28 protein-coding genes are annotated in these 26,411 nt (G+C 60.2%); 13 read left to right on the plus strand and 15 right to left on the minus strand.

The features are described 5' to 3' along the window. Positions 1 to 65: 65 nt before the first annotated feature. Positions 66 to 497, minus strand: coding sequence for an Lrp/AsnC family transcriptional regulator (locus AC5SEO_RS05570; protein ID WP_003512084.1), 432 nt, complete (start codon positions 495 to 497; stop codon positions 66 to 68). Between the two features lie 147 nt (positions 498 to 644). Here AC5SEO_RS05570 and AC5SEO_RS05575 point away from each other — a divergent pair, with 147 nt between their 5' ends. Next, positions 645 to 1,745 carry a saccharopine dehydrogenase family protein gene (locus tag AC5SEO_RS05575; RefSeq protein ID WP_112152827.1) on the plus strand — a complete coding sequence of 367 codons (1,101 nt, stop codon included), beginning with the start codon at positions 645 to 647 and terminating at the stop codon, positions 1,743 to 1,745. A 137-nt stretch (positions 1,746 to 1,882) separates the two neighbouring features. Here AC5SEO_RS05575 and AC5SEO_RS05580 read toward each other — a convergent pair whose 3' ends face one another. Beyond that, positions 1,883 to 3,343, minus strand: coding sequence for a protein adenylyltransferase SelO (locus AC5SEO_RS05580; RefSeq protein ID WP_174068337.1), 1,461 nt, complete (start codon positions 3,341 to 3,343; stop codon positions 1,883 to 1,885). Between the two features lie 177 nt (positions 3,344 to 3,520). On the opposite strand from AC5SEO_RS05580, the gene AC5SEO_RS05585 reads away from it, so the two are divergent. The 3 genes from AC5SEO_RS05585 (at position 3,521) to AC5SEO_RS05595 (ending at position 6,604) form a co-directional block, all read left to right on the plus strand. Continuing rightward, entirely contained in the window at positions 3,521 to 4,591 is a 1,071-nt protein-coding gene (locus tag AC5SEO_RS05585; protein ID WP_313596015.1) for a sensor histidine kinase, read from the plus strand. 63 nt (positions 4,592 to 4,654) lie between these two features. Then, a complete protein-coding gene (locus AC5SEO_RS05590) occupies positions 4,655 to 6,373 on the plus strand; it encodes a glycoside hydrolase family 32 protein (RefSeq protein ID WP_111796163.1) in 1,719 nt (572 codons plus the stop codon). 57 nt (positions 6,374 to 6,430) lie between these two features. Then, the gene (locus AC5SEO_RS05595) at positions 6,431 to 6,604 is read left to right on the plus strand and encodes a hypothetical protein (RefSeq protein WP_003512077.1); all 174 of its coding nucleotides are present in this window, start codon (positions 6,431 to 6,433) and stop codon (positions 6,602 to 6,604) included. Positions 6,605 to 6,626: 22 nt separating this feature from the next. Here the strand turns inward: AC5SEO_RS05595 and AC5SEO_RS05600 are convergent, their stop codons facing one another. Next, the gene (locus AC5SEO_RS05600; protein ID WP_019564092.1) at positions 6,627 to 8,015 is read right to left on the minus strand and encodes an MFS transporter; all 1,389 of its coding nucleotides are present in this window, start codon (positions 8,013 to 8,015) and stop codon (positions 6,627 to 6,629) included. A gap of 175 nt (positions 8,016 to 8,190) precedes the next feature. Between AC5SEO_RS05600 and AC5SEO_RS05605 the strand changes: the two genes are divergently transcribed. Further along, complete coding sequence (locus AC5SEO_RS05605) at positions 8,191 to 8,439, plus strand: hypothetical protein (protein WP_003512073.1); 249 nt, start codon at positions 8,191 to 8,193, stop codon at positions 8,437 to 8,439. A 28-nt stretch (positions 8,440 to 8,467) separates the two neighbouring features. Here the strand turns inward: AC5SEO_RS05605 and cueR are convergent, their stop codons facing one another. The 4 genes from cueR to AC5SEO_RS05625 all read right to left on the minus strand — a co-directional run bounded on the left by cueR (position 8,468) and on the right by AC5SEO_RS05625 (position 11,127). Continuing rightward, on the minus strand, positions 8,468 to 8,893 hold the full coding sequence (cueR, locus tag AC5SEO_RS05610; RefSeq protein ID WP_003512071.1) for a Cu(I)-responsive transcriptional regulator: 426 nt from the start codon (positions 8,891 to 8,893) through the stop codon (positions 8,468 to 8,470). A gap of 139 nt (positions 8,894 to 9,032) precedes the next feature. Next, positions 9,033 to 9,641, minus strand: coding sequence for a class I SAM-dependent DNA methyltransferase (locus AC5SEO_RS05615; protein WP_065658143.1), 609 nt, complete (start codon positions 9,639 to 9,641; stop codon positions 9,033 to 9,035). Positions 9,642 to 9,675: 34 nt separating this feature from the next. After that, complete coding sequence (gene blaOXA / locus AC5SEO_RS05620; RefSeq protein ID WP_003512067.1) at positions 9,676 to 10,497, minus strand: class D beta-lactamase; 822 nt, start codon at positions 10,495 to 10,497, stop codon at positions 9,676 to 9,678. Between the two features lie 150 nt (positions 10,498 to 10,647). After that, on the minus strand, positions 10,648 to 11,127 hold the full coding sequence (locus AC5SEO_RS05625; RefSeq protein ID WP_019564095.1) for a YcgN family cysteine cluster protein: 480 nt from the start codon (positions 11,125 to 11,127) through the stop codon (positions 10,648 to 10,650). A 255-nt stretch (positions 11,128 to 11,382) separates the two neighbouring features. Between AC5SEO_RS05625 and AC5SEO_RS05630 the strand changes: the two genes are divergently transcribed. Together AC5SEO_RS05630 and AC5SEO_RS05635 are read left to right on the plus strand one after the other, a co-directional pair. Next, positions 11,383 to 13,578 carry a transglycosylase domain-containing protein gene (locus tag AC5SEO_RS05630; protein ID WP_495363798.1) on the plus strand — a complete coding sequence of 732 codons (2,196 nt, stop codon included), beginning with the start codon at positions 11,383 to 11,385 and terminating at the stop codon, positions 13,576 to 13,578. A 181-nt stretch (positions 13,579 to 13,759) separates the two neighbouring features. Continuing rightward, positions 13,760 to 14,218: a VOC family protein gene (locus AC5SEO_RS05635; RefSeq protein WP_019564096.1), complete on the plus strand. Its 459-nt coding sequence runs from the start codon at positions 13,760 to 13,762 to the stop codon at positions 14,216 to 14,218. Positions 14,219 to 14,224: 6 nt separating this feature from the next. Here the strand turns inward: AC5SEO_RS05635 and AC5SEO_RS05640 are convergent, their stop codons facing one another. Beyond that, positions 14,225 to 15,124: a LysR family transcriptional regulator ArgP gene (locus tag AC5SEO_RS05640; RefSeq protein WP_065661233.1), complete on the minus strand. Its 900-nt coding sequence runs from the start codon at positions 15,122 to 15,124 to the stop codon at positions 14,225 to 14,227. A 294-nt stretch (positions 15,125 to 15,418) separates the two neighbouring features. Between AC5SEO_RS05640 and AC5SEO_RS05645 the strand changes: the two genes are divergently transcribed. Further along, entirely contained in the window at positions 15,419 to 16,027 is a 609-nt protein-coding gene (locus AC5SEO_RS05645; RefSeq protein WP_003512058.1) for a LysE/ArgO family amino acid transporter, read from the plus strand. Here the strand turns inward: AC5SEO_RS05645 and AC5SEO_RS05650 are convergent. Continuing rightward, positions 16,024 to 17,412 carry a M20 family metallopeptidase gene (locus AC5SEO_RS05650; RefSeq protein ID WP_111803571.1) on the minus strand — a complete coding sequence of 463 codons (1,389 nt, stop codon included), beginning with the start codon at positions 17,410 to 17,412 and terminating at the stop codon, positions 16,024 to 16,026. The two genes, AC5SEO_RS05645 and AC5SEO_RS05650, sit on opposite strands and share 4 nt — an antisense overlap. 108 nt (positions 17,413 to 17,520) lie before the next feature. Here AC5SEO_RS05650 and AC5SEO_RS05655 point away from each other — a divergent pair, with 108 nt between their 5' ends. Together AC5SEO_RS05655 and AC5SEO_RS05660 are read left to right on the plus strand one after the other, a co-directional pair. After that, a complete protein-coding gene (locus AC5SEO_RS05655; protein ID WP_003512054.1) occupies positions 17,521 to 18,108 on the plus strand; it encodes a DUF1214 domain-containing protein in 588 nt (195 codons plus the stop codon). Then, entirely contained in the window at positions 18,101 to 18,649 is a 549-nt protein-coding gene (locus tag AC5SEO_RS05660) for a DUF1254 domain-containing protein (RefSeq protein ID WP_174068092.1), read from the plus strand. Before AC5SEO_RS05655 ends, AC5SEO_RS05660 begins: the two co-directional genes overlap by 8 nt. A 20-nt stretch (positions 18,650 to 18,669) precedes the next feature. Here AC5SEO_RS05660 and AC5SEO_RS05665 read toward each other — a convergent pair whose 3' ends face one another. Continuing rightward, on the minus strand, positions 18,670 to 18,858 hold the full coding sequence (locus AC5SEO_RS05665; RefSeq protein ID WP_003512051.1) for a hypothetical protein: 189 nt from the start codon (positions 18,856 to 18,858) through the stop codon (positions 18,670 to 18,672). A 555-nt stretch (positions 18,859 to 19,413) separates the two neighbouring features. On the opposite strand from AC5SEO_RS05665, the gene AC5SEO_RS05670 reads away from it, so the two are divergent. Next, positions 19,414 to 20,322, plus strand: coding sequence for a DUF2336 domain-containing protein (locus AC5SEO_RS05670; RefSeq protein WP_003512047.1), 909 nt, complete (start codon positions 19,414 to 19,416; stop codon positions 20,320 to 20,322). Positions 20,323 to 20,377: 55 nt separating this feature from the next. Here AC5SEO_RS05670 and AC5SEO_RS05675 read toward each other — a convergent pair whose 3' ends face one another. From AC5SEO_RS05675 to AC5SEO_RS05685, 3 genes are all read right to left on the minus strand, one after another. After that, positions 20,378 to 20,731, minus strand: coding sequence for a DUF1491 family protein (locus AC5SEO_RS05675; RefSeq protein WP_003512046.1), 354 nt, complete (start codon positions 20,729 to 20,731; stop codon positions 20,378 to 20,380). Between the two features lie 113 nt (positions 20,732 to 20,844). Continuing rightward, entirely contained in the window at positions 20,845 to 21,768 is a 924-nt protein-coding gene (locus AC5SEO_RS05680; RefSeq protein WP_003512045.1) for a peptidoglycan-binding domain-containing protein, read from the minus strand. Further along, on the minus strand, positions 21,740 to 23,269 hold the full coding sequence (locus AC5SEO_RS05685; protein ID WP_080799091.1) for a sensor histidine kinase: 1,530 nt from the start codon (positions 23,267 to 23,269) through the stop codon (positions 21,740 to 21,742). The genes AC5SEO_RS05680 and AC5SEO_RS05685 overlap by 29 nt, the downstream gene beginning before the upstream one ends. A gap of 485 nt (positions 23,270 to 23,754) precedes the next feature. Between AC5SEO_RS05685 and AC5SEO_RS05690 the strand changes: the two genes are divergently transcribed. Further along, positions 23,755 to 24,180: a DUF5330 domain-containing protein gene (locus tag AC5SEO_RS05690; RefSeq protein WP_025592804.1), complete on the plus strand. Its 426-nt coding sequence runs from the start codon at positions 23,755 to 23,757 to the stop codon at positions 24,178 to 24,180. Positions 24,181 to 24,376: 196 nt separating this feature from the next. Then, on the plus strand, positions 24,377 to 24,793 hold the full coding sequence (locus AC5SEO_RS05695; RefSeq protein ID WP_025592801.1) for a SufE family protein: 417 nt from the start codon (positions 24,377 to 24,379) through the stop codon (positions 24,791 to 24,793). A 4-nt stretch (positions 24,794 to 24,797) separates the two neighbouring features. Here the strand turns inward: AC5SEO_RS05695 and AC5SEO_RS05700 are convergent, their stop codons facing one another. Together AC5SEO_RS05700 and AC5SEO_RS05705 are read right to left on the minus strand one after the other, a co-directional pair. Next, positions 24,798 to 25,655, minus strand: coding sequence for a DUF6456 domain-containing protein (locus AC5SEO_RS05700; protein WP_174068091.1), 858 nt, complete (start codon positions 25,653 to 25,655; stop codon positions 24,798 to 24,800). After that, positions 25,648 to 26,070, minus strand: a complete 423-nt coding sequence (locus tag AC5SEO_RS05705) for a helix-turn-helix domain-containing protein (RefSeq protein ID WP_174068090.1) — start codon at positions 26,068 to 26,070, stop codon at positions 25,648 to 25,650. The genes AC5SEO_RS05700 and AC5SEO_RS05705 overlap by 8 nt, the downstream gene beginning before the upstream one ends. Between the last annotated feature and the right edge of the window lie 341 nt (positions 26,071 to 26,411).

The following is a 26,411-nucleotide window of genomic DNA, read 5'->3' on the forward strand; positions in this document are numbered from 1 at the left end:
GGGATGAAGGAGACGAGAGCATTGCGGGCACTCGTCCACCTTTTACCTGCCAAACCCTCCAACACCTACCGAGAAATCCGCGTGGAAAGAATGATCGACGATAGCGTGCGTTCCACGCCGTCCAGCGCGCCGATCCTGTCGATCAACCGGTCAAGGTCGAGAATGGAAGGTGCTGCCAGAATGGCGATCAGGTCGAAAGTGCCGCTGACCGAATGCAGCGTTGTCACCTCCTTGATGGCCGTGAGCGCCGCCGTCACGCCGGGCAGCGCCTTTGGCCCGATGGTGATCAGCACATGGGCGCGCACCAGCCCGGAAAGATAGCTTTCCGAAAGTCTCAGGCCATAACCGGCGATCACCCCTTCGGCCTCGAGCCGCTCGATGCGAGCCTGCACGGTGGTGCGCGAAAGGCCGAGTTTGCGGGCCAGTTCCGCCACCGGCATGCGGGCGTTTTCGGAAAGCAGGGCCAGCAGCGCCCGGTCCTTGTCGGCAATCGTCATAATGACCAATCCTGTCGTCTAATTGTCCAATATTAACCCGCTATCCGCACATAGTGAAGCTGCGAATCGTCCAAAAAAGCTGGCATTCTGTCTATGAAGCGCATCCGGTGCGCAGAGGCATATAAATTTACTGCGGGGAACAAAAACATGAAAAACATCGTCGTCATCGGCGCGGGCAATATCGGTTCAGCCATCGCCTGGATGCTGGCTGTCACCGGCGATTATCGCATCACGGTTGCCGATCGCTCGGCAGACCAGCTGACGAATGTGCCGGCGCATGAGCGTGTCGACACTGAAATCGTCGACATTGGCGACCGTCCGGCGCTGGAAGCGCTGTTGAAAGGTAAGTTCGCCGTGCTTTCCGCTGCGCCCTTCCACCTGACGGCGGGCATTGCGGAAGCTGCGGTTACAGTCGGCACGCATTATCTCGATCTGACTGAAGACGTCGAATCCACCCGCAAGGTCAAGGCACTGGCGGAAACGGCTGAGACCGCGCTCATTCCACAATGCGGCCTCGCCCCCGGTTTCATCTCCATCGTCGCCGCAGATCTTGCCGCCCGGTTCGACAAGCTGGACAGCGTGCGCATGCGTGTCGGCGCGCTGCCGCAATATCCGTCGAATGCGCTCAACTACAACCTTACCTGGAGCACGGACGGGCTGATCAACGAGTATATCGAGCCCTGCGAAGCCATCGTCGAAGGCCGCCTCACCGCCGTTCCGGCGCTGGAAGAGCGCGAAGAGTTCTCGCTCGACGGCGTGACATATGAGGCCTTCAACACCTCGGGCGGCCTCGGCACGCTATGTGCGACGCTGGAAGGCAAGGTGCGGACGATGAATTACCGCACCATCCGTTATCCCGGCCATGTCGCAATCATGAAGGCGCTTTTGAACGACCTCAACCTGCGCAACCGCCGCGATGTGTTGAAGGACCTGTTCGAAAACGCCCTGCCCGGCACCATGCAGGACGTGGTCATTGTCTTCGTTACCGTCTGCGGCACCCGCAACGGCCGTTTCCTGCAGGAAACCTATGCCAACAAGGTCTATGCCGGCCCCGTTTCCGGCCGGATGATGAGCGCAATCCAGATCACCACCGCAGCCGGTATCTGCACCGTTCTCGACCTGCTTGCGGAATGCGCCCTGCCGCAGAAGGGGTTTGTCCGGCAGGAAGAAGTGGCCCTGCCGAAATTCCTGGAAAACCGGTTTGGAAGATATTACGGCGCGCATGAGCCGCTGGCCCGGGTTGGGTGAGTTAAGGGGAGCAATCGGCCCCGACACTGTCATCCTCGGGCTTGTCCCGAGGATCTAACGTCTCACGAAATCGATAGGTCGCAGATGCTCGGGACAGGCCCGAGCATGACGACGAGCGGCGGAATGCCTCTCCCAAATCACGTCCCGCAAAAGGTCCGAAACACCTTCTCATCGCTCATCGGCGGCTGCATGTAGACGAAATTGTCCGGCCGTTCCTCAAATGGCGTGGCAATCGCCGCCAGCATGGCGTGGAACGGTTCGAAATCGCCGTCTTCCACCGCCGCCTCGATCAGTTCCTCGATGCGGTGGTTGCGGGGAATGATGGCCGGGTTGACGGCGAGCATCGCCCGCGACCTCTCGGAGGCAGAAACTTCTTCCCGCCCGGCCCGCTCCTGCCAGCGCGCCAGCCATGCATCCGCCGCCGCGATATCGATGAACATGCCGCGAAACGGCTCGGCATCGCCCTCTACCGCGTGAGAAAGACGCCGGAAGGTCAGCGTATAATCGGCTTCCGATGCCTGCATCAGCGAAAGAAGCGCCTGCACCAGCTCGATATCGCCGTCCTCTTCGCCCCTCAGCCCAAGCTTTTCGCGCATGCCGGCAAGCCAGCGCTTGGGAAACGCGGCGGCGAAATCAGCGAGCACGGCGTTTGCGAGTTCGGCTGCTTTCTCCACTTGAGGGTCGAGCAGCGGCAACAGGCATTCCGCCAGCCTTGCAATGTTCCATTGGGCGATGCCCGGCTGGTTATTGAAGGCGTAGCGCCCCTGTGCGTCGATGGAGGAGAACACCTTGTTCGAATTGTATTCGTCAAGGAAGGCGCATGGACCGAAGTCTATCGTCTCGCCGGAGATCGCCATATTGTCGGTATTCATCACGCCGTGGATGAAGCCAACCATCATCCATCGGGCGATGAGTTCGCACTGCCTCTGAGCGATGCCCTGCAACAGGGCGAGATAGGGATTGTCCGCGTTTTTCACTTCGGGATAGTGGCGGTCAATCACATAATCCGCAAGATTTCTGATCCCCTCATCATCCTCGCGCGCGGCGAAGAACTGGAAGGTGCCGACCCTGATATGGCTTGCCGCAACACGGGTGAAAACCCCGCCCGGCAGACCCACCTCGCGCTGCACCCTGTCACCGGACAGGACGGCGGCGAGCGCCCTTGTCGCGGGAACGCCGAGCGCGAACATTGCCTCGGAGACGATATATTCGCGTAGCACCGGGCCGAGCGCCGCGCGCCCGTCGCCCCTTCGCGAAAACGGCGTCGGGCCGGAGCCCTTCAGCTGGATATCCCGACGTTTGCCGTGTTTGTCGATGACTTCACCGAGAAGAATGGCACGACCATCGCCGAGCTGCGGCACGAAACCGCCGAACTGGTGGCCGGCATAGGCCATCGCCAGCGGCTCGGCCCCTTGCGGTACCACATTGCCGGAAAAGATCGCCGCCAGCCTGTCGTCGTCGAGGCCTGAGACGTCGAGAAGAAGCTCGTCTGCCAGCGCCCGATTGAAGGCGATGAGGCGTGGCGCCTTCACCGGCGTTGGCAAGACGGCGGCGCTGAACCTTTCCGGCAGGCGGGCATAGGAATTGTCGAATGTGATCACGGGTAAACTCCCTGCTTTTACCTGATATGGCCCTTTTTCCGCCCGGTTGCGAGGGGTGAATAGCCACAATTACGGGAAGCCGCAGCGGAGTTTGGAAAAATCAATTTGAACTACAGGTATATTTGAACATACAAACATCCAATGAATGAGCCGCAATGCAAGCAGGATAAATTCGTGCCAGAGTTCCCCTATGACGACAGTGAAATGGGCGAGGCCATCCGCCGCTTCGACTGGGCGTCGACAAGCACGGGGCCGATAGAGACATGGCCGGTATCACTCAAAACCACCGTGCAGATGATCCTCAAGCAAGGCCATGCAATCTGTCTGTTCTGGGGGCCTGACCTCAACATCGTCTACAACGACGCCTACCGCCCGTTTCTTGGGCTGAAGGAAGAGGGTGCGCTCGGCAAGCCGTTTCACATCATCTGGTCCGATATCTGGAACGATGTGAAACCCTTCGTTGATCAGGCACTCTCCGGCAAGGGCACGTTCGCCGAGGACATGCATCTCGTCATGGACCGCAACGGCTACCCCGAAGACACCTACTGGACCTTTTCATACAGCCCGCTTTACGACGACCAGGGCAAGATCGCAGGGCTGATAGACATAGCCGTCGACACGACCGGAGCGGTGCAGGGCCGCAGCCGGGAGGATCTTCTGCGGCGCGAACTCGTCCACCGGGTCAAGAATACGATGGCGATCACCACGGCGGTCGTCAGCGCCACCCTGCGCCATTCGCAGACGCTTGAGGATGCGCGCGACACCATCAAAAGACGTATCGCCGCACTCGGCAACGCCCAGAACCTCATTCATGCTTCGGGAAAGGGTGCCAGCATCTCCGCGCTTGTCCGCGAGTCCGTTTATCCGCATCTCGACGACAAGGCGCGCGTAACGATTTCCGGACCGGACATGGAAATCGCGCCGCAACAGGCGCTGGGCCTGTCTCTGGCCATTTATGAACTGGCCACCAACGCGATGAAATATGGCGCACTTTCCAACGAGAGCGGCAAAATCGAAATCTTTTGGACGCTGGACGAGGATGACCGCTTCGAACTGCGCTGGCGCGAGACGGACGGACCTGCGGTCAGGACGCCGACGCGTGCGGGTTTCGGCTCGCGGCTGACCAACCAGATCGTTGCGGCTTACTTCTCCGGCGAAGGCCGCACCTTCTATCATCCAGACGGGCTGCTGTTCGAGCTGGATGGCAAATACGAGGCTGGCGACGGCGAAACCTCTGGCGGTTGAACTTTCTTTCGTCCCATTCGTTGCGTTTCCTGAACCAAAGTAGCCGCAACGAAAGGAACGGGAATGACCGTCGTTGAAGCCGTAGCCGCCGAGCCGGAAAGCGCAATCCGCATCCTGCACACCGATCTGCCTGTTAACGCCACTTTCCATGTATGGCTGAAGGCGAAAAAACCGGCGGAACCCGGTGCCGTCTCCTTTTCCAATGCGAATGGAAAATTCGCTGAGGTTTCAAGCCTCAACACGGAAGAGTTCGGATTTAGAATCTATCAGGTCTTCGGCGGCGGCCATGTGGAACTGAGCTACGATACTGTCACGACCGCCGTTTCCGTCATCTACTGGTTCACCGCCGCCGACGTGCTGGAAACCGGCATAACCGTCGTCCATACCAAGCCGGACAATGCCGCACCGGAACTGCCTGACAGCTATCACTTCCGCCCGCCCTTCGGCTGGATGAACGATCCGAACGGCTTTGGCCGGTTCGAAGGACGGCCGCATCTGTTCTACCAGCATTATTCACACGGGCTGCGCTGGAACACCATGCATTGGGGCCACGCGGTTTCCTCCGATTACCTGCGCTGGCGGCATCTGCCGATCTTCCTCTTCCCTTCAGAGGACCTGACAACGCGGCCGGACAAGCGCGGCGGCGCTTATTCCGGCTCGACAATTCCTTTGGTCGAAGGTTCGGGCATCCGCGTGTTCTTCACCGAGCAGGTGCAGGATCGCATTCCCGAACAGCAGATCCAGCTCACCGCCACTTCTTCCGATCTCATCATGGCCGGACAGGCCGAAGTCATTCTCGGCCATCGCCCGGACGGACAGGGGCTGACGCCGGACTTCCGCGATCCTTACGTCTTTCGCGGCCCGGATGGACTTTGGAAAATGCTGCTCGGAAGTCAGAGCGACGGTGGCGGCGTCATCCTGCTTTACGAGACGCTGGACCCGACGGCGGCGTCAGGCTGGACCTATGTGGGCAAGCTTTGGGTGGAAACGCGCTACAAGACCACTGCCATTGAATGCCCCTGCCTTCTGCCGCTCGACGGCCCGGCCAATGCCCGATCCACGCGCTGGGTTCTGGTCTATGGGCTGATGCATTCAGAAGACCCTGAAACCGGCCGCAAGAACCTGACCATGGCCGATGTCGGCTGGTTCGACGGCAAGGTCTTCACCAAGGAATTTGGGCAGGAGCTGGATTTCGGCACCGACAATTACGCCTTCCAGGCGTTTCTGGATGGCGACAGCATCATCGGCATCGGCTGGCTCGCCAATTGGGCGGATGCCAATCCGGAGATCGATTTCCCGACATCCATGACGCTGCCGCGCCGGATCCACTATTCGAACGGCGAGCTACTGACCCCGCCAATCGGTGCGGCGGAAAGCCTGCGAAGCCATATTGTCGATCGCACGCGGCTGGCGGCCGGGGAGCGCGTCACCTTCATCAACGGTGCGGTGGAGATGCTGATCGAGCTTGCCTCGCCCGGCGCACCGTTCGAGTTGGTGCTCGATCATCCCGTGGTCACACTGGGCCTCATCGCCGATGAAACGGGCCTGTGGATCCGCCATGATGACGGGCGCGATGGCCCCTCGCCGCACTATATCGCCAGAGGGGCAAGGGCCTCGCACATCCGCGTCTTTCTGGACTACGGATCCATCGAAGTGTTCGCCAACCGGGGCCGGTATGTGGGAACAAAACGCATAGAGGGTTTCGAGCCCGTGCGTTCAGCGCTCCTCAAGGCAGCGCCGGGGGCTGTAGTGCACGCCACCAGCTGGGCGCTGCGTCCGTGAGGAACCTTTTGGCGGATCTGCTGTTGATAAGCAGCAACCGCTCAAAGGAGAAACGGCATGACAAAAATCAGCGATTCCCGCGATCCCATCCTGTTTCCGACAGAAGCCAACGAAAACAAGACCGAGAAAAAACGCGCGGGCAAGGGTGTCGTCATCATTATTGGCGCAGTCGCGATCATGGCTTTCGTGGTTTATCTGGCGGCGATCACCATCGCCACCACGCAGTCTTAACCGCACACACGCCGCAGAGGCGTCAGCGCTGTCCGCTTCGCAAGCCGCGGGTTGTCAGGATCGCCAGAAGCGAGACGATGACACCCAGCCCATAGAGATAGAGCATCGGCATCGTCACATCCGCACGATCGATCTGCAGAACGAGATCGCTCGCGGCAGCGACGGTGCCGCTTGCGCCCGCACCGGCCGCGGCACCCAGCGTCGCGACCGTAGGCAGCAGCGCGCCCGTCATCTTGCGTTCCTCTTCCGGCGCGGCTTCCATGGCTGCCTGGCTGATGCCTGCCCAGGACATGCCGAAAGCTGAACCGATCAATATCTGCCCGATCAGCATTTCCGGCCAGTTCCCCGTCGCCAGCCCAAGCCCGAGCAGCGCACAGCCCGGCACCATCTGGTAGGGTCCGTAATGCAGGCAAAGCTGCCGCAGGCGGCCCGAACGCAGGCTGCCGATCAGCATTGCCACGAAGCTCCAGGCAAGCGGCATCGTCACGACGATAAAACCGGCGAAGGTCGGCTCATGGTGCCAGAGATTGATGGCGACATAAGCGAGATAGACGCTGCCGAGTGCATGGGCATAGGACATCAGGAACAGCACCCAGAAACCGCTGCCAAGTACCGTTTTCAACCGGAAGGAATCCCTGGGGAACAGGCCGGTGGAAGGCCGGATGCCCGCCTTCAGCGACGCCCACAACAGTGCCGCACCAACCAGCAGCGACATGATGCGCAGACCGGCATCCTCAAAGGCGGAGGGTGCGGAGAAAGCCAATGCGCCAACGAGGCAAAGCAGCAGCGGCACCATCGGCTTGCGCGAGGTCGCGACCGACCGTTCCGCCGAGACCGCAATCGCCGTATAGGCCAGCAGCAGCACGATCAGCGGCGCAGACAACAGGAATGTGGCGCGCCAGGAGATGTGCTCCGTGGCAAACCCGCCGGTGAGCGGCCCGACGAAGGACGCCACCGCCCAGATGGCCGCCTCGATGGCAAAGACCTTCGGCAGTAGAGCCGAGCGAAAGCCGGCAGGTATGAGGCTGTAACACACCGCCACGATCAGGCCATCGGCAAGTCCCTGCAACGCCCGGCCGATGACGACCCATAAAAAGCTGTCGGCGAGTGCCGACATGACGGAGCCGAAGGAAAAGATAAGGCAGCACAGGAATAGAACGCTGCGTGCGCCAAAACGCTCGCGAAACAGAACGGCGGTGACACCGCCTGCCACGGAACCGACGAAATAGAGGCTGTAGGCCCAGCTATAGAAGGCCGCGCCGCCAATCTCGCGCACCGCGACCGGCAGGGCCGTGACTACTGCAAACTGGTTGAAGGCATGCAGGCCGATACCGGAGGAAATGACGGTCAGAAGCGAGAGGTTCGCCCCACCAAGCAATTCCGACCAGCTATTTTTCTCCGTCATTTCCATACTCGTCAAAGCCGTATCCTTTCCATTCTTGCGATACGGCGGGCAAACTAGAACCTCAAGCACCATTGAGGTCAAGGCGCCTTTTCACCTATTCCGCTCGAGCGAACTTGCAGGCATCAGGAACCCTCTGCCTCCCCGGTCGTTTGCGCAATGACCAGACAGAAAGGATACCACCATGGACCGCAAGAAAATCACACCTCTCAACGAAGACGCCATGGACGAGGAACTGCTCGATCTCGATATCGACGCCCTTCCGGCAAAGGGAGAAATTCCGCAGTCCATCGAACATGAAATCGAGGAAGAAGAGGCCGAGAGCGAGGACGACCCTTATCAGGAAAGCGACGAGGCCCTTCCCGATGACGCGGAAGAGCGCGTGATCGACCGCAATCCCTCGCGCGAAGGCGGTGCGTTCGACGAGGTTTAGGGACTGGCGGCGGGGCGGGATGCGGCCGTCAGTGGGCCTTCGCAGGCTTGTGGGCGGCCTTTTCGACGCCTGCCGCTAGATCATCGAGGATCGGGCAATCCGGCCGGTGGTCGCCGCCGCAGCAATGGGCAAGGTGGGACAGCGTCTTCACCATGCCCTTCATCTCGGCAATCTTCTGCTCGAGATCGGCGATATGGCCGAGCGCAATGTCCTTCACCGCCGAACTCTCGCGGCTCTTGTCCTGCCAGAGTTTCAGGAGCGTTTCGGTCTCCTCCAGCGAGAAGCCAAGCGTGCGCGCCCGCTTGATAAAGCGGAGATTATGCACGTCCTGCTCGCCATAGACCCGGTAGTTGTTGCCGGTGCGGGCGGCGGGGGTGATGAGGCCGATCTGTTCGTAATAACGGATCATCTTGGCGGAAACGCCGGATGCATCCGAAGCCTGTCCGATATTCATAATGCCACTTCCCTCGGGGCGACTTTCGCCAGTTTATGGCTACTATGTAAGGATTCCCATCATGGGAAGGTCAAGGGATAAGGACATTTTTTATCGCACGCACAATCGTGAGTGCCTGGCAGGGCTCTGAATTCGATGGTTACGCCGCCACACGTCTGGCGAGATAAATCGTCGCCCCACCGCAATCGGGATCGTTGACGATGTGGTCGAGAAGTCGAAAACCGTGCTCGGCAAGCAGACTTTCATATTCTTCGCGAGCGAGGCTGGCATGGTAAAGCGGCTTTCCCTGAAGGGTCCCCGTCGCTTCCCCGTGTCCCGGCCCGGCCGTGAACATCAGTGCGGCGCCGTCAGTGGCGTGCTGCCGGAAAATACCGAACATGCGGCGCTGATCGTCGGCCTTCAGATGGAAAAAACTATGCCAGGCAATCAACCCGTCGAAGCGGCAACTCAACACGAGTTCACGCATATCGGCGACCACCCAGCGCTTTTCCGGAAATCTGGTGCGGCAAATTTCTATCAGGGGATATGACGTATCGATGCCGGTCACGTCATATCCGTTGCCGATGAAGTAGCCGGCAATCGGCTCGCCTGAACCGCAGCCGATATCGAGGATGGATCCGCCCTGCGGCAAAAGCGACGTGAACCTGTCCAGCCAGGGTTTTTCGGCAAGGGAGCGACCGCGCAGCCTGTCGAAATCGGCCCCATGGTCGGTATAGAGCTTGATCACATCGTTGGAGGCGTCCGCCATGTCCGCTTTTCCTTGGGGCTGGCCGGCCGTATAATCATCTGTGCACCGCCAGCCGGGCAATATCGCGCAGGAAGGCGTCGCGCACTGCGGGGCCGAGCGGTTCACTCGACGGCTTGTCGGCAACGCGAAGCCTTGCGAAGACGATGTGCTGGCCTTCGCGCTCCGCCCAGCCAACGAACCAGCCGAAGGGGCGGCTGCGGTCGGGGTTGCCTTTTTCGTCGCGCATGAAGCCCGTGCCGGTCTTGCCGTGCACGCTCCAGCTCTCCGGCGCATCGAACACCGGCACGATCGCCCGCGTCTTTGCCTGCGCGTCGCGCGAAACCGGCAGATTTCCGGCCAGAAGGCGGCGGATGAAGCCCACCTGCTCGACCGGGGAAACGGTCAGGGAAGCGCCGAGCCAGGAATGGGTGAGACCGTTATTCTTGCCGGGTTCACCGGATACATCGGCATTGCCGTAACCCAGACGTTTGACATAGGCGGCGAATTTTTCCGGGCCGAGGCGGCGGGTGAGTTCGCGCGAATACCACAGCACCGAATCCTGCTCCCATATGGTCGGATCAACCGTCTTGCGGTCCTGCGCGCGGGCTTCCGTGCCGGGTTTCCAGTCCCATGCGGGGGTCTTGTCATCCAGCAGGATGCCGGCGTCATAACCGATCAGAGCCAACGGCACCTTGAAGGTGGAGGCCGGCGCCACGCGCTGATCGCAGGCGCCCTGCTGGTTGATGACAGCGCCGGTCTCGATGGAGGTGACCAGCGTGCATTCAAAAGCCTGCGATTGCTGGGCGGAGGCGGAAAGCGGCAGAATACCCTGAAGGGCAATACACGAAAGAACGATGGCGGGCAGCCGATAGCGCATGCGTTTTGATGTCCCTCGTCCGCATTCTGCGGATCATATGCCGGAATGGATGAACGGCGGCCCTTGTTTCAGGCATGCCGTGCTTCCGAAACATGCCTTAAGAAAACGATGGGGCAGGAATAGGACCAACACGAAAATTGGCGACTTCCGTCAGCTATTCTCTTTTTCGCCCGCCGTCTCACCCACTGTGAGCGGCCAGTCCACCACATAATCCTCGAAATCGTCAACCTCCACATCCAGCTCATTGACGGTGCGGCCGCGCGCGGAAATGCCGGCCTGATGCACCGTGTTCACGTCGCCGGAGACGAGATAGTGCCACCAGTACAGATCCTTGCCATCGCGTACCAGCGCGTAGGCGCAGGTGGGCGGAAGCCAGCCGATTTCGTGCACCTTTTTCAAATCCAGCTGGATACAGTCCGGCACGGTGGCGCGGCGGTTCTCATAGTCGGAGCACCGACAGCTTTCACCATCAAGCAGCTGACAGCGGACCGACGTGAACACCACTTCGCCGGTGTCCCAATCTTCCAGCTTGTTCAGACAGCACAGGCCGCAGCCGTCGCACAGGCTTTCCCATTCCTGGCCACTCATCTCTTCCAGTGATTTGGTTTTCCAGAACGGCGCGTCATTCATCGTTAACATTTCCGTTCCATTTTGATCTCTTGGAGGGCAAGGTTTAACCGATCCCTAATCCTTAATATCGTATCGCCAAGGGCTGGTTTGTACGATATTTTAGCATTTTGGCGAGTGGCAAAGGGTCATTGACCCGCGAGAGGCCGCCGCGTCAAGCAATTCCAGCAGAACCATGTCATGGTTTTGCGTCCGGAATTGGATGAAGCGCAGAAACATCGACAATCCGCGTTGCGTTGAACAGGAAAACATCGCCAGGTGCAGGAAGAAAAAGACGATAAAAACGGTCGCAAAAAGCGGCACATCCTGCTGAGAATCGATAGCTTTATCGACTCCGGCCTGTGGACGGCTGCGGCAAGGCTGGTGGATTTCTGGGAAGACGTCACCATTGCCTCGCGCAAACTGCATGTGCGCGGCTGGAAGAAGCTTCTCGTCAACCTGACATGCGACGCGCTGACCTTCGGAACGGCCGGCTGTGTCGTTCTTCTGGCGCTTGCCATGCCCGCCTTTGAGGAAACCAAGAAGGACTGGCGTTATCGCGGTGATTTTGCCGTGACCTTCCTTGACCGTTACGGCAACAGCATCGGCCATCGCGGCATCATCCATGAGGATTCCGTCCCGATCGACCAGATGCCGGATCATTTCATCAAGGCGGTTCTGGCCACCGAAGACAGGCGCTTCTTCGACCATTTCGGCATCGATTTCATCGGCCTTGCACGCGCCATGAGCGAGAATGCCCGCGCCGGCGGCGTCGTGCAGGGCGGCTCGACGCTGACGCAGCAGCTTGCCAAGAACCTGTTCCTTACCAATGAGCGCTCGCTTGAGCGCAAGATCAAGGAAGCCTTTCTCGCGCTGTGGCTCGAGGCCAACATGTCGAAGAAGGAAATCCTCAGCCTTTATCTCGACCGCGCCTATATGGGCGGCGGCACGTTCGGGGCGGCAGCGGCGGCGCAATTTTACTTCGGCAAGAACCTGACCGATGTCACGCTTGCCGAATCCGCCATCCTCGCCGGCCTGTTCAAGGCGCCGGCCAAATACGCACCGCATGTCAACCTGCCAGCCGCACGTGCGCGCGCCAACACCGTGCTTTCCAATCTGGTGCAGAGCGGGCTGATGACCGAGGGTCAGGTGATCGGCGCGCGGCGCAATCCGGCCACCGTCATCGACCGCGCCGATGTGAAGGCCCCGGATTATTTCCTCGACTGGGCGTTTGACGAGGTACAGCGGCTGGCGGCGCAGGGCAGGTTCAAGGACCATACCGTCGTCGTGCGCACCACCATCGATACCGGGCTGCAACAGGCAGCCGAGCAGGCGATGGAAATGGAGCTGCGCGAGTATGGCGAGGGCTACCGCGTCAAGCAGGGCGCGATGGTGATGATCGAAAACGGCGGCGCGTTGCGCGCCATGGTCGGCGGGCGTGACTACGGCGAAAGCCAGTTCAACCGCGCAACGGCGGCGCTGCGCCAGCCGGGATCCTCCTTCAAGGTCTATACCTACTCGGCCGCCATGGAAAAGGGCATGAAGCCGGAGACGCTGATTTCCGACGCGCCCGTGACCTGGCGCGGCTGGTCTCCGCAGAATTATGGCCGCTCCTACGCCGGCAAGGTGACGTTGCAGGTGGCGCTTGCCAAATCCTACAACACCGTGCCGGTGCGTCTCGCCAAAGACGTCCTCGGCACGCAGGTGATCGTCGACACCGCAAAGGCGATGGGCGTCGCCACGCCGCTGCGCAGCGACAAGACCATTCCGCTCGGCACATCGGAACTGACGGTTCTCGATCAGGCGACGGCCTATGCCGTGTTCCCGGCCGATGGCATGCAATCGCGCCGCCACGGCATCGAGCAGGTGCTGGATTACGAGGGCAAGGTTCTCTACGATTTCGGCCGTGACGAGGAACCCGCCAAGCGGGTGCTTTCCGAAGAGGCCAATTCGAAGATGAACCAGATGCTTGTTACCATTCCCGTGATGGGAACGGCCCGGCGCGGCGCGCTTGAAAACGGCATCGTTTCCGGTGGCAAGACCGGCACGTCGCAGGCTTACCGCGACGCTTGGTATGTGGGCTTCACCGGCAACTACACCACGGCGGTCTGGTTCGGAAACGACGATTTCACGCCGATGAACAACATGACCGGCGGCGCGCTTCCCGCCATGACCTTCAAGCGGCTTATGGACTACGCCCATCAAGGCATGGAGCTGCGCCCCATTCCCGGCATCCAGAACCCGCTGCCGACAGGCGCGCGCCCGCAGCCTTCAGCCCAGGTCGCTGCCGCATCCGCCACCGCTGCACCCGCCATGCCGGCACTCACCCGCCCACGCTCGCTCTCAGCCGAAGCAACCCGCGTCATCCGTTCCATCGCCAAGAAGATGAAGGAAGCCGCGCCTTTGACCGTCACGACGCAAAAGGTTGCGGATGCGTCATTGCGGGATGGCCCGGGGGATGCGGCCCGGCGGTGACGGCTTGGCAACCTTGGCTCATAATGCTGAAGGCGTTTTTCCCTCCAGATTGCTGCCTGCACCCGGCTTTAGAAAAATCCATATTTGGTGCTTGACCTCAATCATGGTTGAGGTTGCACAGTCCGGTTGCAAGAAAGCGAATGCCCGAAAGGCGCAGCGCTAAGGCAATTGAGGACAGGAAATGGTGAAAGTAAAAGCATTGTTCGAGACGCATTTGACGGTTTCGAACCTGGAACGCTCGGTTGAGTTTTATCGTAATGTTGTCGGTCTGGAGCTGGCACAACGATTCCCTGAACGGAATGTGGCGTTCTTCTGGACCGGCGAACGTGGGCATTCGATGCTTGGCCTATGGTCCATCCAGTCCGCACCCATCAATATGAGACTGCACATCGCCTTCAGCGTCGATTTTGATCAGCTTCTCGCCGCACCGGACTATCTACGCCGGAACGGCGTAACGCCGCTCGGTTTTGACGGCGAAAAGGAGATCGACGAGCCCGTCGTCTTTCCATGGATGCCGGCAGCCAGCGTCTATTTCAAGGATCCCGACGGCCACTCGCTGGAATATATCGCGTTTCTTGGCGGTGAAGCAAAACCGCAGATTCCGCGCGTGTTGAACTGGAGCGAATGGCAGACTATTTGATCTGCCTCAGGAAAGAAGCGCCGCCCGTGCTGTTTCCACCACATGGGCGGTGAGCGTGCCGAGGCGTTCAGCGGCGAGCCGATTGACCTGCCAGTAAAGCGGGATATCGAGCGGCGTGCCGGGAACGACTTCCACAAGCCGCCCCGCCTCAAGGTGCTCTCCCACCAGCTGCACCGGGTTGAGGCCCCAGCCCATGCCGGCAAGACTTGCCTTCACGAAACCGTCGGTCGAGGGCAGCCAGTGGGTGGGATAGGATATATCCTCACCCAGCGCTTTTTTGATCCAGCTGGCCTGCAGCCTGTCCTTCTGGTTGAAGGTAAGCCCCGGCGCGCGGGCAAGCGTGGCGGGCGTGACGCCATCGGAGAAATGGCGCGCCATGAAAGCCGGGCTGGCGGTGGCGTGATATCTGAGCACACCGAGAGCCAAGACCCGGCAGCCCTGCACAGGCTTGGCATGGGCGGTGACGGCGGCGAGCACCCTGCCCCCGCGCAGCCATTCCACCGTATGGTCCTGATCGTCCACCGCGATGTTGACGAGATAGTCGCTGCCACCGGTGAATTTCGAAACCGCGTCGAGAAACCATGTGCCGAGACTATCGGCATTGGTGGCAATGTTGAGTGTGACACGCTCTGCCGCCGCGCCCGCTTCCGAAAGAACCGGAAGCTGCCGGAACAGTTCGGTTTCCAGCATGCCGACATGGTCCATGTGCCGGCAAAGCCATTCGCCCTTTTCCGTCGCCACGCAAGGATTACCGCGCACGATCAGCACCACGCCGAGGCGCTCCTCCAGCTGCTTGATACGCTGGGAAACGGCCGAGGGCGTGACACACAGCACCTGTGCCGCCTTCTCAAAGCTGCCGGTCTGGGCCACGAGCGCCACGGCGCGCATGGAAGGATAGTCCAGCATCACAGGCCTCCTTGTAAAGGTTGATATGGGCGTGGTTGGCGGGAAGCGTCCGGGCAGTAGCAGTAGCACTCGCCTCTTCCCTCATTCCTGTCCTTGTCACAGGAATGAGGGTCAGGCGAGGTGCCCGCACATGAAATCGCCCTGTCGTATAGCTTTCGCCCGTCATTAGTTTTACTTACTTGAACTGAGTTTGTTTAATTTGATTAAACCATGTGAGGGAAATATCAAAGCACTCGGTCTGGAAGCGGTGGCATCATCCATCCGCACAGGCAGAGGCAAAAGGCAGCAGCCAGCATGGACATTCAGATCTTCTTCACCGGCCTGACGATGGGTCTCAGCCTCATCGTTGCGATCGGCGCGCAGAATGCTTTCGTTCTAAAGCAGGGGCTGGCGCGCTCCCATGTCTTTGCCGTCTGTGCCACCTGCGCGATTTCCGATGCGCTGCTGATCACCGTCGGCGTCTTCGGTTTTCAGCGGATAAGCGCCGTCATGCCGGCGCTCGATCCCATCATGCGGTATGCCGGTGCGGCGTTTCTCATCTGGTATGGCGCGAAAAGCCTACATTCGGCCCTGCGTTCGTCGGAGGTGCTTTCGGTGGCGGAAAGGCGGGAGGCGAGCCTGTGGCAGACGCTTGCCATTTGCCTGGCGCTGACCTTTCTCAACCCGCATGTCTATCTCGATACCGTCGTGTTGCTCGGCACCATCTCCACGCAATTTCCCGGCTTTGAAAAAACCTTCGCGGCGGGTGCCGCCACCGGCTCCCTGCTGTTCTTCTTTTCGTTGGGTTACGGCGCGCGCTGGCTGCGCCCGATCTTCGAAAAGCCGTCCGCCTGGCGCATCCTCGAAGGGGTTATCGCCTTCACCATGTGGGCCATCGCCTTCAAGCTGGTCATGGGCGCTTAAAGCGGAGGGGTTTCTCCCTCTCCGAGGTCCCAGTAAAGCCCGGCCATGATGGCAAGCGCCTCGCGGGCAATCTCCTTCGGCAAATGTTCGTTCGGCGCATGCTGCGAGCAGCCGGGATAAGAATGTGGCACCCAGATGGTGCGCAGTTTCAGTATATCGGCAAAGATATCGTTGGGCAGCGAGCCACCCAGATTGGGAAGAAGTGCCGGTTTCTTGCCCGTCGTGCGGGCCATGGAACTCAGCGTGAAGCCGACCCATGGGTCCTGCGGATCAAGCCGCGTGGCGCGGAAAATCTCGTCGCCGGCGGGTACGATCCGAACCATGCTGAACCCCTGCCGGTCGAGATGGCGGCGGATGGCGGGCAGCACCGCTTCCGGATCGATGCCGACAACGAAGCGTAATTGCAGCCGCGCCCATGCCCGTGGCGGAATGGCATTGACGGGCGCGCGCGGATTGCCGGTCTCGAAGGCCAGCACCTCCAGCGCACACCAGCCGAACACACGCTCGGCGGTGGAAAGGCCGGGCTCGCCCCAGTCAGGATCGATTTTCGGACCATCCGGGCCGCCATCGATCTCGCAATCGGCAAGCGCGTCACGCACGGCCTGAGGCAGTTCTTCGGGCACCAGTTCGGGCACGCGGATCTGCCCGGATGGGCCAACGAGGCTTGCCATGGCATGCGCCAGCTGCACGCCGGGGTTGGACAGCGCCCCGCCCCAATTGCCGGAATGATGGCCGCCTTCCCGCGCCTCGATCACCAGATCGAAGGTAATGCCGCCGCGCGCACCGAGAAAAACGGTCGGCCGCTCAGCATTCAGGCGCGGGCCGTCGGAGGCGATCAGAAGATCGGCTTTCAGCCGCTCGCTATAGTCCCGGCAAACTTCCCTCAAGCCGGGAGAACCCCTCTCCTCGCCCATCTCGATCAGATATTTGGCGTTGAACCCAAGTCTTCCACGCGTCTCCAGCACCGCTTTCAGCGCCGCCATGTTGACCGAATGCTGCCCCTTGTTGTCGGCGGTGCCGCGCCCGTACCACCTTCCATTGCGCTCGGACATCACGAAAGGCGAAAGGCCTTCTGCCCAGCCGTCATCAAGACCACGCACCACATCGCCGTGGCCATAACCCAGCACGGTCGGCAGATTTTCACCCTCGAAACGTTCGGCGATCAGAAACGGCAAATCCGCCGCCGGGTCGCGCAGGATCGTGCAGGAAAACCCCATGGCGGTGAAAGCGGGCTGCATTTCGCGCTCCAGATAGAGCGCCAGCTCGGCACCCCGCGCCTTATCCTGGCTTTCGGTGCGCAGCGAAACGCGCCGCGCCAAGTCCTGCTCGAACCTGCCATCGTCGAAAAAGCGGGTGGCGTGGTCGATGGCGGCTTGTCGCGACATGGTGGAATCCCTCTTCTGGTCATTTCCATCAAGACTAAACAAGGCGTACCATTTTCCAAACAGGGAATCAGTGATAGTCCTCGACCTGTTCAAAAACGGGAAAACAGCGTGTTTCGAGTTCCATTCCTTGTCGGCATCGCCCTATTGATCGCCTTTGGCGGCGGGATTGCCGCGACGCTGGCAGCACTTGAGGCGACATCCGGCTTCGGCTCGATCCGCATCGGCTCATGGGATGCCTTTCCGGAAGCGCAGACGATCGAGGCCGATCCCTACGCCAAGTCGCACCGCGCCGATGCCGGCAAGCTGCTTTATGGAACGGCCGAGGGGCTGGCCTTCACCGCCTCCGTCGACAGCGACGGCCAGCGCCTGACCGGCGAATGCCGTTACCAGCTGGCGGGCGCCGTGCCGCCCTCGCGGTTCTGGACGCTCTATACCGCCGACCAGCAGGGCAATGTTCTGGCGGAAGATGCCGGACGACCCTTTGCGCTCAATTCGCGCACGCTGCTGCGCAGCGCCGATGGCGGCATCGACATCACCATTGCACCCGATGCCCAGACCTATAACTGGCTGGCCGTGCCGCAGGGGCAGACATTCAAGCTGGTCATGACGCTGCTCGACACGCCGGTTGCCGGCAGTTCCGGCCTTATCGACATCGCCATGCCGCAAATCCGCAAGCTGGGGTGTGGCAATGCTTAGGACCCTGCTCGCCGTCCTCACCGGCCTTGTCGCCGCCGCCGTGCTGCATGTCGTCATTCTTCTGGCGATACCGCATTTCAGCAATCGCGACGCCTATACCCGGGCGGTGGCGGAAGGTAAGCCGAATCAGTTTCATCTTCTCGAAGAAACGACGGAGAAAAAGACACTGGGAAGCGGCGATCCCTTCATGCGGGTTGCCGTCTGCACCTTCAATATCGAGGAAAAGCCCGTCAGGCTGACGGCCATCGGCGCGGTGCCCTTCTGGTCGGTCGCGGTTTACGACAAGGCGTCGAACGAGGTGTTCAGCATGAACGACCGCACGTCCGCAGGCGGGGTGATGGATATTCTGGTGGCGGATTCGGTGCAGATCGCGGCCATTCGCAAGGCGCAGCCGCCATCGCTCTCACAGGCCATTCTGGCGGAATCGGATCAGACGGAAGGGTATGTGGTGTTGCGGACCATGGTGCCGCAGCCGAGCTTCGGGGAAGAAGCGGAACGGTTCCTGAACGAAGCGAAATGCCAGCCGACACCCTGGAAATAGCGCCGGTCAACCAAGCGTAATCAGGATTTGAAGACGGTTTCCGGTGCAGGCTTGCGCTTGCGCGCGTCCTTGCCAGCCGGTTCCGTATCGCGTTTTTCATAACGCACGCCGGTAAACAGCACGACCTTTGCCGGGCCCATAACCTTGCCGGGCATTCCGGCCGGGCGCAAGCTTCGTCGGGCTTCGGCGATTGGAATAATAACTGCCATGCTCGTCTCCTCTTCGGGAGTCAATGTTGCCCATGGGAACCGCGCAAGCCTCGTCTTGCGTCGGGAATTTCATCACCATCACATTGCGCATAATCCAGCCCACAGACTGGTTTTCGCACGACCCAAAAATCGATGGCGATTTTGCAAGGTGTCGTGCGCATATCAAGGCTTCGGCATGCCATTTTCGAAATTATTCTATCAATCAGAATAACATGGAATCCTAATACTGCCCATGAAATTAGAAACAGACAGAGGTTAATGATCCGTTAACCCTAATCGCCGGGCGCCAACTTATCCTTCATAAAGCTGCACCCGTTGAAAACAAAGGCGAGCCGGCAAGGTTCCATGACGTTTTGTCCGTCACGAAGGTTTTAAAATTTCCTTGTTGATAAACGCACAATAACGCTTGCCACCCCCCATAGTTAACAGGGTGTCAACGGATTTGCTCTAATTTGAACCGATATTGTGTTTGCGTTTTTGTTGGGTAGTGCGTTGACCGACCGGTTTCGAGAACTTGAGAGGCCAAGAGCCGTGAGGAAGAAAGATGTGGTGCTAATGGCCACTGTCACGAATTTTGAGACTGTTCCCCATCCGTCAAAAACGGACCTTCGGCAGTTTGCCGAGCTTTTCATGCCGCTTTTCAACGCTTCCACCGAAGAGGCCAAGCGGGAAGCCATTGCAGCGCTTTCCCAGCATCCAAACGTGCCTTCGGCGGTTGCCTTCTTCATCGCCTGCCAGCCGATTTCCATTGCCGCCCCCTTCCTGATTTCGTCGAAGTGCCTTGATGACGACACGCTGATCACCATTGCCCGCACGCAAGGGGCCGCCCATGCGCGCGCCATCGTGCGGCGCGAGGACCTGTCGCCGACCGTCATCGACGCGCTTGTCGGCCTGCGGCACATGGAAGACCTGAAGCGACCCGATGACGCGACGCCTCCCGCCATGCCGGAGCCCGCCATTGCGCAGCCGGCAGACGCCCAGATCAAATCCACCGCCGTGGAAGAGGAAATGCGCCAGCGCATCAAACGGATGGCGCATCAGCTCAGCCGCCCGGAAAGCGACGTTCTTGGCCTGCGCCGCCTGAGTGACGTGCAGGAAGCGCTGCTCGTGCGGTTCGCGCGCGAGCGTGATGCGCGGCAGTTTGCAGTGACGCTGGCGGATTCGCTGTCGTCCAGCTACTGGCTGTCGGAGCGCATCATGCTCGACATATCAGGCACGCAGCTCGCCACCACCCTGATCGGGCTCGGCATGGAGTTTTCCGAAGCCGCCTTCATATTGCAATGCTTCTATCCGCATCTTGCCGCCGCCGAAGGCGACATGAGCCGCGCCGAGGCCATGCTCGACCGCCTTGAAATCATTGAATGCGAAGAGCGGGTGGAAAGCTGGCGGCGCGCCGACAGCTACACCCACGGCCGCGAACGACCGAACCACAGCGCACCTGTCATTCACAGAACGGGGACGTGAGGGTTAAGGCGGCCCCCCCTCACCCGGAATTACGGGCGCAAAGCTGCTGCACGCTTTAGATCTTCGGTTGGTCCACCAGCGTCAGGAGAGTGCCGATCTCGTCCGTTTCGATCTCGACGACCCACAGATCGCTGTCGAAGCGCCGCTCCCTTTCGAGAAGAGCAGCACTTTCCTCCCCCTCCACACCTGCAAGACGCGTCTCGAAACGGCGTTCGGCCCGGACTTCCTCGTCCTCGGCAAAACTCTGCGGCGCGGGTCCATAGAGGTTTTCGCGGCCATCACGAAGGCGCTGGCGGATGAAGATCGCCCCGGCCTCTTCCGCACCCTTCTTTTCGACAGCGGCAAAACCACCAGCGGAAAACACGCGGCGGATAAGGGCTGATACGAAGATTTCGGATTTGAGGCGCATTGGGGGTGCTTTCGATGGAGGCGGCAGGCCGCTGCCTGTCCGTGTTGTTACGCTCTCTTCTTTCCTCGTTCCTGCGCTTGTCACAAGAATGGAGAGAGTTGAGACCCAGTCCCCTAAAGCGCCCCGATCGATTTCAGCTTCTTCAGCACGGCTTCGCTCGGTTCACCGGTCTCCGGCAGGCGGTAGTGTTTTTCGAAATGGCGGATGGCGTTGCGGGTCTGCTCGCCGGCCACACCGTCCACCTTCACATCGGCATAGGCGATATTGATCAGTCCCTGCTGGATCTTTGCAATCAGATCGCGGCTCACCGGCTTTGAAGCGGCGGCAGCGCTGTTCAAGGAGACCGGTTCGGCCTTTGGACGAGGCGCTTCAGCTTTGCGGATTGCGGCCGCGACCGGGTCGATCTCAACGCCGCCGCCGGTGTTGGCGTCGGAAGGCCGATCCTTCGGGATTGCGGCGACGGTTGCGCCGTCGATCCTGAGCGCCGCCAGCACCCGTGTCGTCGGTTCGCCGGTCTGTTCCATGCCGAGTGTTTCTTCGAAGAACATGATGGCGGCAGCCGTGCGCGGTCCCATCTTGCCGTCCGCCTCGCCTTCGTAAAGCCCGCGTTTTTTAAGTTCGGCCTGAATATCGGCAACGATCTGCTGCGGCTTCTGGTTTTCCGCCGCAACCGATGTCGCAGGCGTCGCCGTTGCGGTCGCCGGTTGCTGTGCGGTTTCGGTTTCGCTGGGGCGTTCTATGCGGAAGGTCGTGACATGACCCTGCGTGCCGAGCGGCTCCGCCGCGCGATAACCGGCAATGCCGTTCGGGTTTGCCGCATCGCGGGTACGCAGGAAAGGAGAAGGATGAACGCCCGGCTGGTACCAGAGCGCGTTGGCGGCGACAAAACCGAAGACGACCACGAAGGCGCCTGAGCCGCCCACCAGTTTCGGACGGCGCAGGAGTTCGCGCCCGATGGCCGAAACCACCAAGGAAACAATCCCGGCGCCAATCTGGGCCGTTGTTTTCTTAGGCGATTTTCGCTTTCGCGGGGCCATCGTCACCATCCTTCTTCATAATCGCGGCCATTTCGCCGAGCCGTTTGATGCGCGGCGGAAACTCCACCATGCATTCGGTTTCAGCGTTTTCGCCACCTGCCATGCCGGAACCGTCGGCAGGCAACATGATCGTTACGACCGTCCCCGCGCCGGGCTGGCTGGTGATGGCGAAAGTGCCGCCATGCAGTGCTACCAGACCCTTGACCAGGGACAATCCCAGACCCGTGCCCTCATAGCGACGGGTATATTCATTCTGGACCTGCATGAAAGGCTGGCCCAGGAGTTCAATCTTGTCGGATGCGATGCCGATGCCGGTATCGCTGACCGTCAGTTTCAGCATCCTGCCTTCACGCGCAGCATCGATCGACACTACACCGCCGGCATCGGTGAACTTGATGGCGTTACCGGCCAGATTGATGAGAACCTGGCGGATGGCGCGCTGGTCGGCGGAGATTTCGCCGATACCGCGCTGGATGCGGCTGGTCAATGTCAGACCTTTTTCCTTCGCCTGCAAGCCGAGCATGGCCTCGCAGGACGAGATGGTTTCGCCGATCGGGAAGCTTTCCATCATCAGCTCGTAACGGCCTGCTTCCAGCTTGCTCATATCCAGCATGGTGTTGACCACCGACAGGAGATGCGCGCCGGACTGGCGGATCAAGCCGACATATTCCCGCTGGCGGTCGTTTTCCAGCCGGCCGAAATATTCGCCCGCCAGAATGTCGGAAAAGCCGAGGACGGCGTTGAGCGGGGTGCGCAGTTCGTGGCTGACGGCAGCGAGGAACCGCGACTTGGCGTCGTTGGCCGATTCCGCCTCCGCTGCCTTGCGGGCGACATCGCGGCGCAGAAGCTCCATCTCGGTAACGTCGGAGAGCTGGGCGACGACGCGGCGCAGCCTGCCGGCCGCATTGCGGATCGCCGTCATTTCCATACGCGCGTGGATGAACTGCGCCTGGCGCGATTTCGCGCCGGTTTCGAACCGCAGTTCCACGCTGGACTTTTCCTCGCCCTGCCGCAGAAGGTCGAAAGCCTGCATCAGCTCGATGCGATCAGAAACATAGACATATTCGGCAAAGACATGGCCCTTGCAGGCCTGAAGATCGGCTGGAAACGTTTCAAGGTCGCGGCCGGAGACGCGCTCGACGAGGCCGTTTTCATTGATGGTGAGTACGAGGCCGGGCACCTGCGATGCCGCAACGAGGTCATCGTCGCCGGCTTGAGCGGACTGGGACGCTGCGCCACGGGCAGGACGCGAAAAGGCGATCAACAGGGCGGCTGCGGCCAGATAGAGCGCCAGCACCAGAGCGGCGCCGATGGGCAGCGCGATGGCGGGGCTGAAGACCAGGCTGAACAGGGCGGGAACGACCAGAAAGCCGACGGCGCTGAAGGCAAACAGGCGGCGCAGGCGCGCAACGGTGCCGGCGCGCCTTTCGGCGTCCTCCTCCATACGCGCAAGCCATCTGCCTGCGGCATGGTCGACCAATGCGACCGCTTTTTTTCTCATATTACGCAATACCAAACCTGAATCCCTGAGACGGATCTAACGGCTCCGACAATAGAAGCCCGCGGCTTAAGGAATGGATAAAAAGAACGGCACCAAACAGCCGCGAAATGCGCCGCAGTCCCATTACGGAGCATTTCAACCAAGCTTTGCCAATCATGGTTAATGACGGGTAAGCGACGGATTTCGCTTTATTTTTGCCATCGCGTTAACCTTTGTGGCGGCACGGGTGAGCACTTTTGCCCGGAACAGACGGCATCTGTCGCAATTATGCTTAACATGGACTGTTAAAATGCGACGGAATTGCTGGAGCCGGTCCCGATGCGAGGAGAATAGATACAATTTGAATTAAATTGCGCGGCTTTTTGCAATTGGCTGTTCGCCGGTCGCCTGTAGCTTCTCTCCAAGCCCGAAAAACGGGACAAAGGCCGATGACCCAAAACGGGCGGGGCTTCAAAACAAAGATCATCTGGCAGGGTAGTCTGACAATGTGGTTTCTGATCAAAGGAACATTCTGGTTTTCGCTGGTGCTGGTCGCGCTGTCCTATTTCGGCAGCAGCAACGATCCGACCAAGGAACCTTCGGCATTCGATATTCCCAGCGCCGTTTCGGCAGCCGGTGAGGCCTATCGTTATGTCAGCGCCATCTGCATCGAAAAACCCGACGTCTGCGTCAAGGGCGCCGAAACCTTCCACGCGCTCGGTGAACGGGCAAAGGAAGGCGCCAAGGTCGCCTATGAATTGCTCGACGCGCAGCTTGCATCCGGTGATAAAACGGCACCCGCAGCCGAACTCGCCAGCGAGAGCGAAAAACTGGCCGCAGCACCGGCGATCAGCGTCGAATTCCCTGGGAATGCCGACATGCTGAAGACCGGCACCATCATTCCCCTGCCGCAGAAGCGCCCCACCCCCTGATATTTTCCGCCGCCGCCTAACGCCGCGCCGCCCCTTCTCTGCAGCCGGATATGTCCGCCTGCGTGACTGCCTGCCAAACTTGCCCACGGAAACCTGTTTTCCGTGGGCTTTTTCATGGTCCGCATGGTTCAAAACCGTCTGCACTTGCCCTATATCGTAGCAAAGCATGGCAATAACGAACGGTACGGCGCGCAACATGGCCTCTCTCGATACGATCCTTGACGATTTCGCCTTCCTCGACGACTGGGAGGATCGCTATCGTTACGTCATCGAACTCGGCAAGGCGCTTCCCGACCTTGCAGAAGACAAGCGCACGCCTGAGAACAAGGTGCAGGGCTGCGCAAGCCAGGTCTGGCTCGTCAGCCACAGCGATGGTGCCGAAGATCCTCTCATGACCTTCGAGGGCGATTCCGATGCGCATATCGTGCGCGGCCTCGTCGCCATCGTTCTTGCCGTCTATTCCGGTAAAAAAGCTTCCGAAATCGCCGGTCTCGACGCCATTGAGGTGTTCGACAAGATCGGGCTGGTGGAACATTTGTCCTCGCAGCGCGCCAATGGCCTGCGTTCCATGGTCAAACGTATCCGCGAGGAAGCGAGACTTCTGACCGCCTGAGCCTTCATTCTGTTGCCATCGTTGGCGCCATCGGCGGGCGATAATCTTCGTCGCCCCAATGGTGGCTTGTCCTTCTGCTGCGTTGCGCTTGCGGCGCATAATGCCGGGCAAGCGATAGCAGAGCGGCCCGCAGCAGCAGTTTTGCCGAACGCGCCGGCCATTGCCGCTCGCGCTCTACGGCCTCCAGCCCCTTTTCAAAGCAGCAGATATCGATGGCGACACCTGAAAGTTCAGGCCCCATAGCATCGGCTGCACGGGAAAACCGCGTTCGGGCGGAAATCGCCGCATCGGTAAGATCGAGCTTGCCACCCGCCTCCCCCTTCGTGCGGCTTGCAATTTTCGGCTCCCATGTTGCCGTCACCTTCGGGTTCAATTGCGCGCGGTGAAAATCGGCGGCGAGGCGTTCGCCCGCCTGCAAGGCGTCGCTGGGGAAGAATGCCGTGCCATCCTTTTCCTTCAGCCGTGAAAGCCCTGTCAGTGGCGAGCTATTGAGGTTGCGCCGGGCCGGCTGCCTGTCCTTGGCGACATCCAGAACCACCGTCTGCAAATCCCAGTGCTGTTCCTGAAAAATCTCGTCGCGATCCCTGGCTATAGCGCGCTTCAAATAGGAGGCGAGCGGCGGCGCGGCGGAGAGTGTGTTTCCGCGTCTTTCGATCAGCCCCGAAGAGAGGGCGAGCTGCACCGTAGCGGCCGGAAACCGCAACGCCGGACGCCCTGTCCTGCCGTTCCCGGCCTCCGGTCGCTGCAATACCATATCGCCGCGATCCTCCGATATCGCAGCCGTGCCCGCAGCAATGCAGCGCAGGAGCCGCAACAGGACAGGATCGGGAGGCATGGCTGGAGCGCTTTTTGTCTCACTCATCCCGAACACCCTTCATCACGTTGAAAATGCTGCCGGAAAGCCGCTCCAGTGTGGCGACGAACTCGTCAAAGGCGGGTTCGTCGCGACGATCCTCAACCACCTGGCATGCATGGCCGACTGTCGTTCTGTCCCTGCCGAAACAGGGGCCGATATCCGACATGGGAATACCGAGCTGCACATGGCACACATACATGGCGATCTGGCGGATATGGCATTCGGTGCGCCGCCTGTCCCGGCGCGCAGCCACACGATCGCCGGTCAACTGCACCATTTCCCCGGCCAGTTGCCGGACCAGCCGGCAAATCCGGGAAATCTCATCCCGCCCGGCAGCAGGCGGAAAACGGCGGAAATTGCTATCGGCAACCTGCACACAGGGCCGAAAGAGGGCAGGCAAAGACGATATGTCCGAAGGCATATGCAACTCCTTTACGAATAGGAATTAATTCATACACCTGAGGATGGACGCGGGGAAGGGCAAATTTGACGTCGAAAAACATGCGATTGATTTCGCTTTGTTTTTGAATAAAGGTGACGCCTCGACAAGGATTTTTTTCCTCTGTCGAAATTGCGCGCGGCAATAAAAAAGCCGGTCTAAGGACCAGCTGGACATAACACTATGGTGCAAGTTGTGTATGGAGCGGGCATGCGCGCCCTGCCGCCATCTCCTTCTAAGGGAAAAGGTCACGGCGGCGAGTTAAGGGGCAAGGCCAGCAATATGCTGCCAAGGTCCCCTTTATCCGGCGCTTCGGGCCATCT

It is taken from the genome of Agrobacterium sp. K11 (assembly GCF_059429395.1).